The sequence below is a fragment of the Jiella sp. M17.18 genome (assembly GCF_041027365.1).
Taxonomy (GTDB): domain Bacteria; phylum Pseudomonadota; class Alphaproteobacteria; order Rhizobiales; family Rhizobiaceae; genus VKMB-3413.
Genome location: NZ_JBFTEH010000002.1, coordinates 543,293 through 560,386, shown reverse-complemented (window position 1 = coordinate 560,386; position 17,094 = coordinate 543,293). Strand labels below are relative to the sequence as shown.

The following is a 17,094-nucleotide window of genomic DNA, read 5'->3' as shown; positions in this document are numbered from 1 at the left end:
ACGAGGGCAGAGACCGATCCGGTTCGGCATGCCGGCCGCGACTGAGGCCGGCACGCACGGTCCATCCATCCTGCTTGGAGGCCTGCGGACCCCTCACTTCTCCAGCAGGAACCAGGTCACGTCGTCCTGCGGCGCCCAGTTGTCGCGGCGCCAGACGAAACCGTAGTCGACGAGCTTCAGGCCGTAACCGTCCATCAGCTCCCCGGCGAAGTCGCGCTTGAACAGCCGGTCGGCGTGGCCGCGATAGGGCACGGAGACCGGGGAGGGATTATAGTATTCGGCCACGACGACATAGCGCCGGCTGAGCCGTACGAGGTTCTCATAGGCCTTGGCGAGATGGTCCGGGCTGATATGGATCAGGACGCCGCAGGTGAAGGCGAGATCCACGGGCGGCAGATCGAGCGGCGCCAGGATGGTGCCGGTCGTCACCTCGGCGACGTTCAGCGCGCGGGCCTGTGCCGCGGCCTCCGCATTGATCTCGACGGCGCTCAGAGCCGTCTTCGGCGCGATGCGGTGCAATGCAGCGAGGTTGAGCCCTATATTGCAGCCGAGTTCGCAGATCGAGGCGACGCCGTGCGCGCTGGCGAGGATCCGATTCCACAGCGCGATCTTCGACATGAGCAGCGCCTCGGAGCGGTTGCGCTCCCGGTAGCCTTCGCCGAAGTCGCCGGACCAGAAGCGCTCCTGTTCGGTCTCATAGGTCATCAGGGTGTTCTCCGGCTTCGAAGCTTCTTCCGGTGTTTCAGAAGGCATGGTCGCCGCCGATCAGCGTGCCGGCAGTCGAGACGTAGAACGCGTCGCTCATGTAGGACTGGGCCTCGATCGTCGCCCAGCCGGTCTCGCCGCCGAGGAAGTCCGCCAGTTCGGCATCCTTCCGCGGATCGAGGGCAAGCCACCCGTTTGGCCGCAGAGCCACCTCACGGCCCAGGCGCTCGCCTGCAGCATCGATGACCGTGATGCGCACCGTCCGGTCTGCCGTGTCTGGGGCGAGCGCAAGCGAGGTGTTGGAGAACCATGCGAGGATCGCCTGCGGCCCGCCGACCGGCATCCAGCGCCTGTTGAAGGGCTTCTCCAGGGTCTTCGGTCCGAGCACATGCGGCGCAAAGCAGATGTTGGTGCCGAGTGCCGAGGCCTTGTTCCTGATGTTCAGCCCCAGCTTGAAACGCTTGGGGAAGGAGGAGTCCGGCGTGCGGAAGCCGAAGAACACGCTCGCCGCGTTGCCGCCCTCCAGCAGCTCGGCGTCGAAGAGGCGCGCGACATCGAGGAATTGATGGCCCTGCAGCGGAGCCGCATGACGTCCGTCGCCGCCCCGGCGCGACGCCATCGTCCGGCTGGCGAGCAGCCGACCTTCTGGTCCGTAGAGCCGCACGACGATCTCGCCGTCGAACGACTTGTTCGATCCGTAGGAGACGAGCTCGGTGCGATAATCGGCAGGATCGATCAGCGGGATTGCAAAGGCCCCGTCGAACAGATCGCCGCTGGAGCGGTTTTGCGCGGTGACCGCCTCTTCGGCCACGTCCAGCTCGGCCAGGATCCGATCGGAGGTGTCGAAGAAGCTGTGGGTCAGCGTGGGCACGGCGTCACGGCTCACCTGGCCGCAGTAGAAGCGCGGGTAGACGTCGCGAAGGTCGTGGGCGATGCGGATCTTCGCGAGGCCCGGCGCCGTGGCCTCGGCGTCGAAAAGCTCTTCGATCAGGATCACGTTGAGCGCGCCGTAGCCGCCCTGCGCCGGAGGCAGCGCCGCCGTGAAGACGCGGCCGTCGGCCCGGTCGAGATGCAGCGTCAAGTTATAGCGTCCCGCGTGCCCGAGCGGGAAGGCGACGTAGTTGGCGGTTTCTTCTGCGAAGACGACGTCGAAGCCGGTCTGCGGCACGCCGATCGCGTAATCAGCGACCTTCTCGCCGGCATTGTAGGTCCGGGCACAGCTGTGGACCGCGGAAAGGCCGTTCTTCGAGCGATAGAACAGCGTCATCGCGGGATAGGTGTAGAGCGGCGCCCGTTCGGAGAACACCTCGACCTCCAGCGCGGCCGAAAATCCTTCCGGCAGGCCGAAGGAATCGATCTCGAAGATCGCGCCGATGTCGAGATCGTGCGCGCGCACGTCGCTCACGGGGAAGCTCCGGACCCCGAGCTCAAAGCCGTCCGAGCGGCGCAGGGTCAGCTGGATGATCACCCGCGTGCCGTGCTTCCAGGCCCAGTAGCTGAGAAAGCTCAGACAGCAGTCGGTGTCGGCCCGAACGAAGATCGGAAAGATGGTCGAGGCGCGGTTTCGTCGATCGAGGATCACCGGCAGGAGATCGGCAAGGCTTTCCCGCTCGCCGGCTGCTGATTTCGGCTGAAGTCCCGTCGCGGCCATTCGTACCCCCTTGATATCGGCACGTGTCTAGGCTGCGAAACCTTCTTCAAACTGTTGCGAAGGCGGCAGTATCAATCAGCGTGCTGGGCTAAATGCGTCGCGCGCTGGGCGAGGTCGTGCCGGGCCGAAGGGGAAGGGCCAGGCCATCCGCCCGCTGGTCCGCGGGCAGTCCCGCTGCCTTGCACCGCAGGTCAGGATGCCGCACTGCAGTGCTCGTCCCTTGCCGGCGCGCATGCTGTCATAAGTAGCTGCGCGACGCCGATCATGCCGAAGGAAGCCGCCATGACGCAATCCACCGCTTCGGTCGCCGCGGCGGGAGAGCCTGACCCGCGGCGCTGGCTGACGCTCGCCGTGCTGCTCATCGCCGGCTTCATGAACCTCATCGACGTGACGATCGTGAACGTCGCGATCCCCAGCCTCACCGCCGATCTGCATGCGTCGAGCGCCGAGATCGAATGGGTGGTCGCGGCCTACATCGTCGCCTTCGCGCTGGGGCTCCTGCCCTTCGGCCGGCTCGGCGACATCGTTGGGCGGAAGCTCATGTTCCTGATCGGCGTTGCGGGTTTCACGGCGAACTCGATGTTCTGCGGCCTCAGCCCGTCGATCGACGTCCTGATCCTGGCGCGCATGTTGCAGGGGCTGACCGGCGCGATGATGATGCCGCAGGTGCTGGCGCTGGTGCAGGTCACCTTTCCGCCGCAGGAGCGCGGCTTCGCCTTCTCCTTCTTCGGCGTGACGGCGGGCCTTGCCTCGGTCGCGGGGCCGCTCGCCGGCGGCGCGCTGATTTCCGCCGACTTCTACCATCTCGCCTGGCGCCCGATCTTCCTCGTCAACCTGCCGATCGGGCTGCTCGCGGTCGCCGCCGGCTGGCGGCTGATCCCGCGGGCCGAGGCGGGGCGTGGCCAGGCGATCGATGGGATCGGCGTGCTGCTCGCTGCCGCGACGGTCTTCTCGGTCATCATCCCGCTGGTCGAAGGGCGTGATTTCGGCTGGCCGCTCTGGTGCTTCGCGCTGCTCGTCGCCGCGCTGCCGCTCGCCGCCGGCTTCGTCTTCTGGGAGCGGCGCCGAGCCGTTTCGGGTGCCTCGCAGCTCCTGCCGATCAGCCTCATCACCAACCGCCACTTCCTGCTCGGCCTGTCGATGACCTCGGCGCTGTTTGCCGGCATTCCCGGCTTCTTCTTCGTGGTGGCGATCTTCCTGCAGGTCGGGTTCGCCTACACGCCGCTGCAGTCGGGCCTGGCGACGGTGCCGTTCCCGGTCGGCGTGTTCCTGGCCTCGCTGATCTCGGGACGCTTCGGCTCGCGCCGCGCCAAGGCGCGGCTGGTTGCCGGGCCGCTGATCCTCGCCTGCGGCATGGGCGCCCTCTATCTCGTCGTCGCCGGGATCTCGGACAGCGTCAGTCACTGGAGCCTGCTTCTGCCGCTGTTCCTGTGCGGTCTCGGCATGGGGACCACCGTCGCGCCGCTGTTCGCGACGATCCTGACGGTCGTCGAGACGCGCGACGCGGGCTCCGGCTCCGGGGCGCTGCAGTCCTTCCAGCAGATCGGCGGCGCCCTGGGGGTCGCCCTCATCGGCGAGATCTTCTTCGGCACGCTCGGCAGCGCGGGCGACCCGGCCGGCTATCGCGACGCCTTCGATACGGCCTTGATCTATGAGGTCGCGATCTTCCTCGTCCTGGCCTTCCTGTCCAGCCGCCTGCCGTCCGGACTCGACCGGAAGCGGAGCGAGGAGCGCGCTGCCGCCGCCGACGGGCGGGAAGAGGCGCCGGCGGCGATCGAGGTCTGAAGCGGGCCGGCGGGGCTGTGCGCCCCGCGGCCGCAGGAGGCCGTTATTCGCGGCCGGTGGTGATCCCGATCTGTTCGAACGTCACCTCGACCGGCTCGGCATAGCGCTTGCCGTTGACCTCGTCGTGGCGCGGGAAGGTCGGTGCGGCGACCCGGACCGTGAGGTCGTAGCGGCCGTCGCCCGGCACCTTCAGATCCTGGCCGTAGTGGTAGAGACCCGGATGCCAGAGGAACTGCGGCTTGAACTCGACCGGCGGCTCGCCGTCCTTCTTCAGCGTGCAGGTGATGTCGAGATAGGGCACGAAGCGGTGATCCGTTGCGTCGAGGACGGCGATCTCCATGTGGCAGTTCGTGTCCTTCGGCGCCTCGACCCATTCGAGCTTGCCGTTCTTCAGATGATACATGCCTTCGGCGCGTTCCTGCGCAAAGGCGACGATGAAGTCCCCGGCATGCTGCTTGCCGCCGTTGTCGGCCACTTCGTTCGCCATGTATTCCAGCGATTCGAGGTACTTCGCACCCTCTTCTTTCGCCATCCGGAGCTGCTTGCGGTCAGCCTCGTCGCTCGGCTTGGCCGGCGGATTGCGATCGCTCGTCATGATGGAAATCCCTTCAGTTGATGATTTCAACCATCAACGTCATCGCCGGAACATGGTTTCGTGACGGACCGGTCACACGCACGGCCGCGACGAATTGCGCGGGGACGTGCCCGCATGACGGGCCCCGTGGGTAGTCCCTGTCGCCGCCGGCAGCGGCGCCGGCGTCAGTTTACCGTCGCGGCGGCCGCGGTCCCGCCTCCTCCGCCGGGAGCGCCCGGCTGCGGCGGCACGGCCTTCAGATAGGCGGCGATGGCCTGCCGGTCGGCATCGGGCAGCTTGGCGATGTTCTCCTGCACCTCGACCATCGAGCCGCCGACCGAATCGAAGCTCGGCGTGAAGCCGCTCTGCAGGAAGTAGGCGATGTCGCTCGCCGACCAGGAGCCGATGCCGGCCTTGGACGGCGTGATGTTCGGCACCTTGCCCTTGCCCTCCGGGTTCGGCGCGCCGGCCAACCATTGCGAGGGCTCCATCCCGCCCACCCCGCCGAAGCTGCGCGGGGTATGGCATTGGCCGCAATGGCCGGGGCCTTCGACCAGATACTGGCCCGTATGCGCCTGTTGCGAGGCGTCCGGCGGCAGCTTTATCACCGGCGAGCCGTCGCCGAGGAAGGCGAGCTTCCACAAGCCGATGCCGCGGCGGATGTTCAGCGGGAAGGGCAGATCGTCGGCCGGCGCCTTTCCGGAGACCTTCGGCAGCGTCTTCAGATAGGCCCAGAGATCGGCCACGTCGCCCTTCGTCAGATGGACATAGGACGTGTAGGGGAAGGCGGGATAGAGGTGACGGCCCTTCGGGTCGACGCCGCGCTGCAGCGCGTTGGCGAAGTCGGCGAGCGTCCAGTTGCCGATACCGTCGGCCTTGTCGGGCGAGATGTTCGGTGCGTGAAAGGTGCCGAACCGGGTGACCAGCGGGTCGCCGCCTCCGAGCTTCAGCCGATCCTCGCCCTTGGCCTTGGAGGGCGCGTGGCAGGAGACGCAGCCGCCGGCCCAGAAGATCCGCTCGCCGCGCTTGGCGTCGCCGGAGCCTTCCGCCGCGATCTGCGAGGCTGGCAGGCGTTGCGGGATGGTCAGAAGCTCGAACGTCCCCGCTCCGATGACGGCGACGCCGAAGACGGCTGCGAGAATGCTGTTCAGCATCGGATCCGGGTTCCGCTCGAGGAGACGTACTGCAGACGGTGTCGGCCGCACTGCAGGAGGGCCCGCCGGCGCGTGAGGTTCCGGCCGGCGGGCGTGAGGACGACGGGCTCAGCCCCTGTCGACGCGGAATTCCTGATGGCAGCTCTTGCAGTTCTTCGCGACCATGCCGAACTGCTGGCCGAACGCCTTTAGGTCCTGCGGCTTGGCCTGCATGGCGGCCGCGGTATCGGTCTGGAACTTCACGAGCGCCGCCTTGAACGCGTCCGGCTTCTGCCAGATCGCCGGGGCGGCGTCGGTCTTGTGGCCGGTCTTGGAGTCCGCCGGGAAATAGTCGCCGAACTTCATCGCGACGTCGTGCATCCGGGTGAAGACCTCCTCACCCTTCTGCGGCGAATACGTCTGCTGGCCCTTCAGCATCTGGACGCCGAGCTTGGCGGCTTGTCCGTTCTGCTTCATCAGCTTCTGGCGCATTTCGATGGGATTGGTGCTCTGTGCGCCGGCCGGCAGGCTGGCGAATGTGGCCGCGCCGACGGCGAGTGCCGCGACCACGGGAACGCAACGACGGTAGAAATGCATGCTCGGACTCCTGGGAAGGGTTCATGCCACGGCGCGCACTTGAACCGAGGCGCGGAAAATTCGCAATCCGTTGCGGCGCAACCGGCGGTCACGAAGACGTTGAGTTCGGCTCGGCGACGGCAGGCCGACAGCATCGGGCGGCGGCCGAAACGACAAAGCCCCGCGACGGGGTCGCGAGGCTTCAACGATGAGACCTTGTGCAGGCACGCCCGCCGGCGAGGCGGGCGAGCTTATTTCGTCGCCGTCTCGTAGCAGTCGAGGACGTAGTCCCAGTTGATCAGGCTATCGACGAAGGCCGACAGGTACTTCGGCCGGGCGTTGCGATAGTCGATGTAGTAGGAGTGCTCCCAGACGTCGACGCCGAGGATCGGCACGCCGCCATGGACCAGCGGGTTCTCGCCGTTCGGCGTCTTCATGATCTCGAGCTTGCCGTTCTTGACAGCCACCCAGGCCCAGCCCGAGCCAAACTGACCGGCGCCGGCGGCCTCGAAGTCGGCCTTGAACTTGTCATAGCCGCCGAGGTCGCTGTCGAAGGCCTGCTGCAGCTTGGCCGGCAGGCTCTTGCCGCCGCCATTCGGCTTCATCCACTTCCAGAAGTGGATGTGGTTGTAGTGCTGCGCGGCGTTGTTGAACAGCGCCTGGTCCGAGCCGTAGGACTTCTTGACGACTTCCTCGACCGGCAGGCCGCCGAGGCCGGCCTTTTCGGCCAGCTCGTTGCCCTTGGTCACATAGGCCTGGTGGTGCTTGTCGTGATGGAACTCGAGCGTCTCGGCGGACATGTACGGACCCAGCGCGTCGTAGGCGTAGGGCAGTTCCGGCAGTTCGAAGGCCATGATGCGTCTCCTTCAGTGGTGATGGGGTCGGCGGCGGCCCAAGGCGCGGCCGCCGGCTTTGGGGCGGAGATAGGTCGCCCCGTTGGTCCGTCCACCGGCACAACGGGCGGCTGGACGTGTCACGGTCGGCTCAGCGCAGCTGCTCCTCCAGGCTGCGCGTCAGCGGCGTCACCTCTTCGCCCGTATGCCTGGTCGAGGCCGGCTCGATCAGCAGGATCCAGCATTCCTCGTCGGCCACCGGATTGTGTCGCACGCCCTTCGGGATCGTCAGGAAATCGCCCTCGGAGAGCTCCGCGACATGGTCCTCGAACTCGATCCTGAGGCGACCCTTGACGATGAAGAACAGCTCGTCCTCGTCCGCATGGGCGTGCCAGACGAGTTCGCCCTTCACCTTGGCGACCTTCAGCAGCTGGTCGTTCACCCGGCCGACCACCTTGGGCGACCAGAGCGCGTCGACCCGGTCGAAGGCGGCGAGAAGGTTCTGGGACGGGATCATGATCGGCAGTCTCCTGCGCTCTGTGCGGCCGGTCGCGGCTCAGGCGTCCGTGCCGGCCCTCCGGGCATAGCTCCAGTAGAGTTCGCGCGCCTCGCGGTAGAACGGGCCGGGCTGCAGCGAGCGCGCCTCGAAGCGCGTCACCGGCACGACCTTGGAGTGGTTGCCGGTGGAGAAGATCTCGTCGGCCTCCAGGAAGTCCTTGGGGAAGAGCGCCTTCTCCACCACCTCGCGGCCGTTCTCGCGGAAGAGCGCGATGATCCGCTGGCGGGTGATCCCGTTCAGGAAGCAGTCGTTCGGCACCGGCGTGTAGACGACGCCGTCCTTCGCCAGGAAGACGTTGGAGGTCGCGGTCTCGGCGACGTGGCCGATCATGTCGCACAGGAGCGCGTTGTCGAAGCCGCGTGCGCGCGCCTCCATGATCGCCCGGCCGCTGTTCGGATAGAGGCAGCCGGCCTTGGCGAAGGTCGGCGCGGTCTCCGGCGTCGGCCGGCGGAACGGCGAGACCGTCAGCGAGAAGCCGGAGGATTCCAGCATCGGCGATTCGTAGAGGCAGAGGCAGAAGCGGGTCGATTCCGGCTCGGCGGGAACGCCCATATAGCCGCCGTCCTCGGCCCAGTACATCGGCCGGATGTAGACCGCGGTCTTGCCGTCGAAGCCCTTGAGCCCTTCGCGGGTCAGCCGCTCGATCTCCTCGGCTGGAACGGTCGCCTTCAGGCCGAGCGCTTCGGCCGAGCGGTTGACCCGTCGGCAATGCAGGTCGAGGTCCGGCGCGAGGCCCTCGAACCAGCGCGAGCCGTCGAAGACGGTGGAGCCGAGCCACATCGCGTGGCTGCGGGGGTTGATCAGGTTCGGACTGCCCTCGTGCCATGTGCCGTCGAAGAAGGTTCGCGTGCGCATCGTCTGGTCGGCCATGGTCGGCTCCGGGTTCTGGGGACATCGGGCGGCTGATCGAGTGCGCCCGCCTTCAAGGCATCACCCCGCACTATCGGCTGCCGCGGCGCTTTTCAATCGCGGCGGGGGCGCTATCACAAGGGCTGTGCCATCGACCAACCGCGGCGACCGGGAGCCTGCCATTGCATTCCGTCTATGTCTTCGACGCCTACGGCACGCTGTTCGACACCGGCGCAGCGGTCGCCCGCCATTCCGGCGGCCTCGGCGAGACGGGGAAGCTGCTGGCGGAAATCTGGCGGCGCAAGCAGCTGGAATATTCCTGGGTGCGCAGCCTGATGGGCGATGCCAACCGCAACTTCTGGGACCTGACGGAGGATGCGCTCGACTACGCCTTCCAGAAGGTGCCGGAGGCCGATGCGTCCTTGCGCGAGACGCTGCTCGAGGCCTATCGCGATCTCGACACGTTCGAGGAAGTGCCGGGAACGCTGCGGGAGCTGAAGGACAAGGGCGCGCGCCTCGTCATTTTGTCGAACGGCTCGCGCGAAATGCTCGCCCGGGCGGTGCGTTCGGCCGGGATCGAGACGCTGTTCGACCGCATCTTCTCGGCCGAGGACTGCGGTCAGTACAAGACGGCGCCGGCGGTTTACGACATGGTCACCACCGCCTTCCGGATCTATCCGGACGCCGTCTCCTTCCAGTCGTCGAACCGCTGGGACATCGCCGGAGCGGCGACGTTCGGCTTCCACACCGTGTGGATCAACCGCTCGGGCGAGCCGGACGAATATCCCGACCGGTCGCCGAACGCGATCCTGCCGGACCTGCGCGGCCTGCCGAAGCTCGTGTGAGTTCGTCGCAGACGGTCGGAAGAGCAGCTTCGCGGTCGCCGATGCATCGAAGCATCACATCGCCGATCCGATCCCATCATGACCGATCTTTAAGACGCGGATTGCGCCCGCTCGGTTTACCGCCTCGCAACGACGTGAGCGCCTGCGCGACGCGTCGCCGGGAACCATCATGGCGAAACCGTGTTCTCGCAGCAACGAAACGGACGTTCCGGTCGGACCGGGACGACAAAGAAACGAAGGCTGGATCATGAGTGACTTTACCCGCATCGCCACGTCGCGGCGCACCTTCCTGATGGGTCTCGGCCTCGGGGCCGCGTCTGCGATGGCCGGCTGCACGAGCGGTCCGCGCGCGCAGATCGTCGGCGTGACGGCTTTTGCCGATCCCGAGCCGCAGGGCTTCGGCCATCCCGACTATTCCCGGATCTACGGCCAGATGGTCGACGACGGCCACGTCATTCCGGCCGTCAACCTCAGCAAGGTGAAGCCCGGCTACCTGCGCAGGGAAGTGGCGGATCCGACGGGCGAGGCGCCGGGGACGATCGTTGTCGACACCGCCAACAAATACGCCTACTTCGTCATGCCCGGCGGGCGGGCGATGCGCTACGGCGTCGGCGTCGGGCGGCAGGGCTTCGCCTGGAGCGGCCGCGCCAAGGTCCAGTTCAAGAAGAAGTGGCCGACCTGGACGCCGCCGTCCGACATGATCAAGCGCCAGCCGGAACTCGCGCAGTACGCGGACGGCATGGAGCCGGGCATCACCAATCCGCTCGGCGCCCGTGCGCTCTATCTCTACGAAGACGGGCGGGACACGCTCTACCGCCTGCACGGGTCACCGGAATACTGGACGATCGGCACCAACGCGTCGTCGGGCTGCATCCGCTTCATCAATCAGGACATCATCGACCTCTACAGCCGCGCCAAGGTCGGCGCGCCGGTTCTGGTGCGGCAGGGCGGCGTCGCCTGAGCCGGCGAAAGCAGCCTCCTGAATGATCGAGACGAGCGGCGGGCCCCACGGTCCGCCGTTTTCGCAAGGGAAAGGCCCCCGGAACGTTCACAGAGGCGATCCGTTGAGACCGCGGTTACATCGAAGGGAGAGATGTGAATGAGGCACGATGTCTGCGCGTTCGAGGCGGTCCCCGAAGACGGCGTCACCGAGGTCGAAGTCGCCGAGACGAAGATCCTTCTCGCCCGGGACGGGGGGCGCGTCTTCGCCACCGGCGCCGTCTGTCCGCACAAGGGCGCGCCGCTGAAGAACGGCACGCGCCTCGGCAACCGCATCATCTGCCCCTGGCATCACGCCAATTTCGATCTCGAAACAGGCGATCACCTGGAGCCGCCGGGCCAGGGATGCCTCTCCCGCTTCCCCGTCTCGATCGAGGGCGGCCGGGTGTTCGTCGACTTGCCGGAGAACCCGCAGCAGCATCGCCCGGAGGTCGATCCGGCGTCCCGCAGGCGCGGCGACGACAAGGTGGCGGCGATCGTCGGCGCCGGCGCTGCCGGTCTCGCCTGCGCCCAGGAACTGGTGCGCCAGGGCTTCGACGGCCGGATCGTGATGATCTCCTTCGAGGACGAACCGCCCTACGACCGCACCGATCTCTCCAAGACCTACATGCAGGGCAAGAAGAGCGACGACGGCCTGAAGCTGACGACGTCCGAGACGCTGGATCAGCTCGGCATCGAGTTCCTCCATGCGGAGGTGGAACGGATCGATGCGGCGAACCGCCGGATCCGCTTTTCGGGCGGCAACCCCGAGGATCTTGCCTACGACATCTGCTTCGCCGCGCCCGGCAGCGATCCCGCCGCCCTGCCGCTCGAGGGGGCGGACAAGCCGAACGTCGTCAGCCTCCGGATCCACGACGATGCCCGGCAGATCCTGCCGGCCGCGCAGATGGCGCGCGACATCGTCATCGTCGGCTCCGGATTCATCGGCATGGAGGTCGCAGCCGGCCTCGTGCAGCAGGGCAAGAACGTCACCGTGATCGCCCGCGAGAAGCTGCCCTTCGCCAAGCAGTTCGGCGAGGCGGTTGCCGGCCAGATCGCGGCGCAGCACCGGGAAAAGGGCGTGCGGCTGATCACCGAGGCCGAAGCCGAACGCTTCGAGGTCGAGGACGACAGGGTCGTCGCGGTCTGCCTGAAGGGGGGCGACCGGCTCGCCGCCGACCTCGTCCTGATCGCGGTGGGCGCCGACCCGCGGGTGGCGGTCTTCGGCGATCTCGCCGTGGACAACAGCGCCGTGGAGGTGTCGCCGTCGCTGGAAGTCTATCCCGGGCTCTTCGCCGGTGGCGACGTCGCGAAGTTTCCGCTCCACGGCCGATCCTATGCGACCCGAATCGAGCATTGGCGCGTCGCCGAGCAGCATGGGCGCGCGGCCGCCCGCGCCATGCTCGGCCGGGACGAGCCGTTCGCCGGCGTGCCGTTCTTCTGGTCGGCGCAATACGGCCCGATTCACTATGTCGGACACGCCAAGGACTTCGACGCGGTGCACATCGAGGGCGATCTGGACGAGGGCAGCTACACCGCCTTCTACGTCAAGGATGGCACCGTCGTCGCGGGGCTCGGACGCGGCAAGGCGGACACCACGGCCGACCTGCACGCGCTGATGCTCGGCGACCGGACGCCGTCGCGCGAGAGGCTCGAAGCCGCCGGCTGGCAGCCGAAGGCCCTGCTGCCCCGCGACTGAGGGCGGCCGCCCCTGCGCCGTCCCCGGACTGTCCCATTCCCCCGCGAATTCGGTTAGACTGGGCCGAAACAATTCGGGGCCCGGGGACGAAGGACCGGTCATGGAGCCTGCTTCAGGCAGCGGATCCCAGCCGTTGGAGGCGCTGCTCAACGCCGCCCTCGGGGGCGACGAGCGGGCATATCGCCATTTTCTCCAGGAGGCGGCGAAGCTGCTGAGGCGCTTCGTCGGCCGGCGCGTGCCGCAGAACGCCGCCGCCTTCGACGTGGAGGATCTCGTGCAGGACATTCTCATGGCCGTCCACGCCAAGCGCCATACCTGGCGACGCGACGAGCCGGTCGGCCCCTGGCTCTACGCGATCGCCCGCTACAAGACGATCGATGCCTATCGCCGCCATGGCCGCCGGCAGACGGTGGACATCGCCGACTTCTCCGATCTGCTCGACGATCCTGCCGCAATCCCGACGGCTGTCGGCCAGGACGTGCAGCGTGCGCTCGGGACGCTGGCCGGACGGCAGCGGGCGGTCGTCTCGTCGCTGACCGTCGAGGGCCAGTCCATCTCGGAGACTGCCGAGCGGCTGGGCATGACCCAGGGGGCCGTGCGCGTCGCCTTCCACCGCGGCCTCGCCGCTCTGGCCAAAACGTTCGGATCGCGTTCATGACCACGGAGAGCCTGATCGATCGCCTGGTCGCGGACGCCGAAGCGCGGCCGCCGGAGACCGCACCGCCCTGGTGGCTCCTCGGCCTGATCGCGCCGATCCTGGCGCTGGCGGTCTTCCTGCCGACGATCGGCCCGCGGCCCGACATCGCGCACTCGATGACGACGATGCCCTTCGACATGAAGTTCGTCGATGCCGGGCTGCTGGCCCTCTCGGCCTTCCTCGCGCTGACGGCGCTCGCCCGGCCGGCGGCGCCGATCCGGCATCGCCTTGCCTGGCTGGCGCTCCCAGCCTGCGTCCTCCTCGTGACGGTTGCGGCGGAGATGGCCGTGGTGCCGCAGTCGCTCTGGATGACCCGGGCGATCGGCTCGAACAGCCAGATCTGCATGACCGCGATCCCCTCGATGGGCGCGCCCGTCCTCATCCTGCTCCTGTGGGGCCTGAAGCGTAGGGCACCGACGCGGCCGACACTGACGGGAGCCGTCGCGGGCCTCGCAGCGGCGGGGATCTCGGCTTTCTTCTACGCCGCCCACTGCACCGACGACTCGCCGCTCTTCGTCGCCACCTGGTATCCGATGGCGACGCTGATCCTCGTCGCCGCAGGGGCGCTGCTCGGCAACCGCCTGCTGCGCTGGTAGAACGCGGTTTCGGAAGGGAAGGGCGCGCCGGCGCCTCAGAGGGACTCCTCGGCGGCGGGGCCGCCATTCGCCGTCGCACCCGCCGCCCGTTCGAGCGCGCCCAGGAAGCCGGAGCGGGAATTCGGCTCGGCGAGGCCGCGCGGCTCGAAGACATGGCGCGTCAGGAAGTAGCCGGTAAGGCGGAATCCGGCGGCGAGCGAGGCGGGTTCCGCGGCGTCGTCGCGGCCGGTCAGGAAGGCCGGCAGGGCCAGCAGCCTGTCGTGCCAGGGCGCGCCCGCCGCCCGGCTGACGGCGCGGCCGGACTTCGGCGAGACGTAGACGAGGTCCTCCCGCTGCCCGGTCGCGGCGCATTGCGTGAGGTCGAGGCCGAAGCCGAGTTCCTCCAGCAGCGCCAGCTCGAAGCGCAGCATCAGTTCGCCCGCCCGATCGGAGGCGGTCAGATGTTCGAGGATCACCTCCAGCCCGTCATAGAGTCTGGGATGCGGGTCGCGCTCGGGCAGGAGCCTCAGATGCGCCGCGATCAACTGGATGCCGTTCAGCGCGACGGCGTCCTCCATGAGCTGCGCCGCCCGCAGATGTAACGGCTCGAGGACATAGGTGCCCATGTGCTCGTCGAGGCGCGCGCGCCAATGCGCGGCGACCCGGTTGCCCGGCTGCAGCACCGGCTGCTGCCGGCGCGAGCGACCGCCGCGCACCATGCCGAGATGCCGTCCGCGCGCCCGGGTCATCAGCTCGACGATGACGCTGGTCTCGCCATGGCGCTTCACGCCGAGGACGATCGCTTCCTCCCGCCATTCCATCGCGCGGCCGTTCTCCTATCCGTCGCTTCGGCGGAGCCGCACCGAAGCTGCCGACGGGCCGAGAGGTAGGCTTAAACCGGCATGGCCGCAATCGCCGCTGGCGGGGGCGGGAGAAGCGGCATTGCGTGCTGTCATGCGTGGCCTGCACACATTCTGGATACATTGGCGTGAGCGAACATGCCGACTAGGGCATTCCCACGGACCAGAGTCCTTCATAATGAGCGAATTTACCTGAAAATCTCGGCCGCCATAGGCGTAGCGGACACGCGACCCGCTGTGCCTTGCATACAGACCTAGGTTTCTGTATACAAAATCTGTGACGGTTTGGGAGGAACTGTCGCGCGACCGACTGTCTTCATGCCGATCGTGCGTCCTCCCCATCCGACAGGAGGAGACTGACGCATGGGCCTGGCCGCTTCCGAATTCGGGCGATCGCCGCTGCAGTCGCAGAATGCGGCGATGGAACTGCGCGAGCTGATCATCAGCGGCGCCTTCGAGGCGGGTGAGCGGCTTCTCGAAGTGCAGCTCGCCGAGCGCCTCGGCGTCTCCCGCACGCCGCTGCGTACCGCACTGGCCCAGCTGGAGCAGGAGGGGCTGGTCGAACGCAAGTCCACGACCGGCTATGTCGTGCGCCAGTTCACCTTCAACGAAGTGATCGACGCGATCGAGGTCCGCGGCGTCCTGGAAGGGACGGCGGCGCGCCTTGCCGCCGAGCGCGGCATCTCCGATCATGGCCGCGCCGAGCTGGCGGCCATTCTCGAGCGGCTGGACGAGGCGATCGGCGACCGTCCGGAAGACATGGACCTCGACCGCTATGTCGAGGCCAATGCGGCCTTCCACGAGATGATCCTCGTCCTGTCCCAAAGCGCCGTCGTGCGGCGCGAGGTGGAGCGCGCGGTGCGCCTGCCCTTCGCCTCGCCGAACGCCTTTCTGGAGCGCCAGCGCGAGGTTGCGGCCTTCCGCCGTTCGATCGGCACGGGCCAGATCCACCACCGCGCCGTCGCCGACGCGATCTGGCGCCGGGAGGGCGCGCGCGCCGAGGCCGTGATGCGCGAGCACGCCCGTCTCGCCCGGACCAATCTCGAATACGTCATGACCCGCGACCGGAGCCTGATGCGGACGGTGCCGGGCCTGTCGCTGGTCGTGACCTGACAGTTCCATGGGAGGACATGCCATGCTGAAGACGCTCGACCGCGCCCCGCTCGACGAGACCATCACCTTCGATCAGCTGACGCTCGATCCGTACCCGATCTACAAGCGGCTGAGGGCCGAGGCGCCGGTGCTGCGGGTGAAGTCGATCGGCCGGACCTTCCTCACCAAGGCGTCCGACACCAAGCGGGTGAAGGACGATCCCGTCCTGTTCTCCTCCGACGATCCGCAGACGCCGATGCAGCCCGCCTTCCGGGCCCATACGCTGATGCGCAAGGACGGGCCGGAGCACATGGCCGAGCGCATGGCGATGGCCAAGTCGCTGTCGCCGAAGACCATCACGGAGGCGTGGGCGCCGCTCTACAGGCAGCTTGCGGAAGAGTATGTCGGCCGGCTGCCGCGCGGCGAGACGGTGGACCTCTTCTCCGAACTCTGCGGCCCGATCGCCGCCCGCATCCTCGCCCATATCCTGGGCATCCCGGAGGCCAGCGACGCGGAGATGCAGCGCTGGTCGCAGACGCTGATCGACGGGGCCGGCAACTTCGCCTGGCGGCCGGAGCCGTTCGCCCGCACCGACAGCGCGAACGACGAGATGGACGAGCGGATCGCCCGGTCCGCCGAGCGGCTGAAGGCCGAGCCGGACGCCTCGGCGCTGTCGGTCATGATCCACGCCGAGAACCCGATCCCCTGGAGCCAGATCGTCGCGAACATCAAGATCGCGATCGGCGGCGGCATCAACGAGCCGCGCGATGCGCTGGCGACGATCGTCTACGGCCTCCTGACCGAGCCCGAGCAGTTCGAGGAGGTGAAGCGCCAGGAGAACTGGGGCGCGGTCTTCGAGGAGGGCGTGCGCTGGGTGGCGCCGATCCAGGCGAGTTCGCGGCTGGTGACGGAAGACACCGAGATTCGCGGCTTCGCCATCCCCAAGGGCGACACGGTGATGACCATCCAGGCCTCGGCGAACCACGACGAGGAGCTCTACGATCACCCCGAGCGCTTCGACGTCTTCCGCAAGAAGAACCCGCACCAGGCCTTCGGAAGCGGACCGCACCATTGCGCCGGCGCGCACATCGCGCGCCGCACCGTCGGACAGATCATGCTGCCGGTCCTGTTCGACCGCTTCCCGAACATGACGCTGCCCGACCCGTCGGTCGTTGAGTGGCGCGGCTTCGGCTTCCGCGGCCCGATCAACATGCCCGTCACGCTCAACTGACCGGGGCACCGCTTCGAGAAATCCCGCAGCGCGCGGCCGGAGATCGCCCGGCCGCCGCGCCACCCGAACGATAACGAGAAGAGACCCTTTCGATGACCAAGATCGTCTATGTCGCCGCCGACGGAACCCGCACCGAGATCGAGGCCGAGGACGGCACGAGCGTGATGCAGGCTGCCGTATCCAACGATGTCGAGGGCATCGTCGGCGAGTGCGGCGGCTCCATGGCCTGTGCCACCTGCCACGTCTATGTCGACGACGCCTGGGCCGGCAAAGTCGGAGAGCGCAACCCGGGCGAGGAGGACATGCTCGACTGCGCGGCCTCCGAGATGAAGCCGACGAGCCGCCTGTCCTGCCAGATCAAGGTCGCGCCCGAACTGGACGGGCTGGTGGTCCACATGCCCGAGGCGCAGTTCTGACGCGTCCTCCGCCGGTGGCGCGCGGGCTTGCGGCCC

Annotated in this window: 18 protein-coding genes; 9 read left to right on the top strand and 9 right to left on the bottom strand. The window is 67.8% G+C overall.

Features of this window, described 5'->3' with window-relative positions; genetic code table 11:
* Positions 1 to 93: 93 nt before the first annotated feature.
* Both AB5S17_RS06065 and AB5S17_RS06060 read right to left on the bottom strand, forming a co-directional pair.
* Positions 94 to 705 carry a pseudaminic acid biosynthesis-associated methylase gene (locus AB5S17_RS06065; RefSeq protein ID WP_369237189.1) on the bottom strand — a complete coding sequence of 204 codons (612 nt, stop codon included), beginning with the start codon at positions 703 to 705 and terminating at the stop codon, positions 94 to 96.
* Positions 706 to 742: 37 nt separating this feature from the next.
* Positions 743 to 2,356 (bottom strand): hypothetical protein, encoded by a 1,614-nt coding sequence (locus tag AB5S17_RS06060; protein ID WP_369237187.1) that lies wholly within the window; start codon positions 2,354 to 2,356, stop codon positions 743 to 745.
* A 282-nt stretch (positions 2,357 to 2,638) separates the two neighbouring features.
* On the opposite strand from AB5S17_RS06060, the gene AB5S17_RS06055 reads away from it, so the two are divergent.
* Complete coding sequence (locus tag AB5S17_RS06055) at positions 2,639 to 4,141, top strand: MFS transporter (protein WP_369237185.1); 1,503 nt, start codon at positions 2,639 to 2,641, stop codon at positions 4,139 to 4,141.
* A gap of 43 nt (positions 4,142 to 4,184) precedes the next feature.
* On the opposite strand, the gene AB5S17_RS06050 is transcribed toward AB5S17_RS06055, so the two are convergent.
* From AB5S17_RS06050 to AB5S17_RS06025, 6 genes are all read right to left on the bottom strand, one after another.
* A complete protein-coding gene (locus AB5S17_RS06050) occupies positions 4,185 to 4,736 on the bottom strand; it encodes an iron transporter (protein WP_369237183.1) in 552 nt (183 codons plus the stop codon).
* Between the two features lie 164 nt (positions 4,737 to 4,900).
* The gene (locus AB5S17_RS06045; protein WP_369237181.1) at positions 4,901 to 5,869 is read right to left on the bottom strand and encodes a cytochrome c; all 969 of its coding nucleotides are present in this window, start codon (positions 5,867 to 5,869) and stop codon (positions 4,901 to 4,903) included.
* A gap of 108 nt (positions 5,870 to 5,977) precedes the next feature.
* Positions 5,978 to 6,445, bottom strand: a complete 468-nt coding sequence (locus tag AB5S17_RS06040) for a cytochrome c (RefSeq protein ID WP_369237179.1) — start codon at positions 6,443 to 6,445, stop codon at positions 5,978 to 5,980.
* Positions 6,446 to 6,675: 230 nt separating this feature from the next.
* Positions 6,676 to 7,278, bottom strand: a complete 603-nt coding sequence (locus AB5S17_RS06035; RefSeq protein WP_369237177.1) for a superoxide dismutase — start codon at positions 7,276 to 7,278, stop codon at positions 6,676 to 6,678.
* A gap of 130 nt (positions 7,279 to 7,408) precedes the next feature.
* Complete coding sequence (locus AB5S17_RS06030) at positions 7,409 to 7,774, bottom strand: cupin domain-containing protein (protein ID WP_369237175.1); 366 nt, start codon at positions 7,772 to 7,774, stop codon at positions 7,409 to 7,411.
* Positions 7,775 to 7,813: 39 nt separating this feature from the next.
* Entirely contained in the window at positions 7,814 to 8,686 is an 873-nt protein-coding gene (locus AB5S17_RS06025) for a branched-chain amino acid aminotransferase (RefSeq protein WP_369237173.1), read from the bottom strand.
* Positions 8,687 to 8,847: 161 nt separating this feature from the next.
* Here AB5S17_RS06025 and AB5S17_RS06020 point away from each other — a divergent pair, with 161 nt between their 5' ends.
* From AB5S17_RS06020 to AB5S17_RS06000, 5 genes are all read left to right on the top strand, one after another.
* A complete protein-coding gene (locus AB5S17_RS06020; protein ID WP_369237171.1) occupies positions 8,848 to 9,510 on the top strand; it encodes a haloacid dehalogenase type II in 663 nt (220 codons plus the stop codon).
* A 247-nt stretch (positions 9,511 to 9,757) separates the two neighbouring features.
* On the top strand, positions 9,758 to 10,471 hold the full coding sequence (locus AB5S17_RS06015) for a L,D-transpeptidase family protein (RefSeq protein ID WP_369237169.1): 714 nt from the start codon (positions 9,758 to 9,760) through the stop codon (positions 10,469 to 10,471).
* A gap of 138 nt (positions 10,472 to 10,609) precedes the next feature.
* The gene (locus AB5S17_RS06010) at positions 10,610 to 12,187 is read left to right on the top strand and encodes an FAD-dependent oxidoreductase (RefSeq protein WP_369237167.1); all 1,578 of its coding nucleotides are present in this window, start codon (positions 10,610 to 10,612) and stop codon (positions 12,185 to 12,187) included.
* A gap of 100 nt (positions 12,188 to 12,287) precedes the next feature.
* Entirely contained in the window at positions 12,288 to 12,845 is a 558-nt protein-coding gene (locus AB5S17_RS06005; RefSeq protein ID WP_369237165.1) for a sigma-70 family RNA polymerase sigma factor, read from the top strand.
* A complete protein-coding gene (locus AB5S17_RS06000; protein WP_369237163.1) occupies positions 12,842 to 13,480 on the top strand; it encodes an NrsF family protein in 639 nt (212 codons plus the stop codon). Before AB5S17_RS06005 ends, AB5S17_RS06000 begins: the two co-directional genes overlap by 4 nt.
* A 35-nt stretch (positions 13,481 to 13,515) precedes the next feature.
* On the opposite strand, the gene recO is transcribed toward AB5S17_RS06000, so the two are convergent.
* On the bottom strand, positions 13,516 to 14,280 hold the full coding sequence (gene recO / locus AB5S17_RS05995) for a DNA repair protein RecO (RefSeq protein ID WP_369237161.1): 765 nt from the start codon (positions 14,278 to 14,280) through the stop codon (positions 13,516 to 13,518).
* A gap of 402 nt (positions 14,281 to 14,682) precedes the next feature.
* Here recO and AB5S17_RS05990 point away from each other — a divergent pair, with 402 nt between their 5' ends.
* The 3 genes from AB5S17_RS05990 to AB5S17_RS05980 all read left to right on the top strand — a co-directional run bounded on the left by AB5S17_RS05990 (position 14,683) and on the right by AB5S17_RS05980 (position 17,058).
* On the top strand, positions 14,683 to 15,432 hold the full coding sequence (locus AB5S17_RS05990) for a GntR family transcriptional regulator (RefSeq protein WP_369237159.1): 750 nt from the start codon (positions 14,683 to 14,685) through the stop codon (positions 15,430 to 15,432).
* A gap of 22 nt (positions 15,433 to 15,454) precedes the next feature.
* Entirely contained in the window at positions 15,455 to 16,642 is a 1,188-nt protein-coding gene (locus tag AB5S17_RS05985; protein ID WP_369237157.1) for a cytochrome P450, read from the top strand.
* 92 nt (positions 16,643 to 16,734) lie between these two features.
* Positions 16,735 to 17,058 carry a 2Fe-2S iron-sulfur cluster-binding protein gene (locus AB5S17_RS05980; protein ID WP_369237155.1) on the top strand — a complete coding sequence of 108 codons (324 nt, stop codon included), beginning with the start codon at positions 16,735 to 16,737 and terminating at the stop codon, positions 17,056 to 17,058.
* Positions 17,059 to 17,094: the final 36 nt, after the last annotated feature.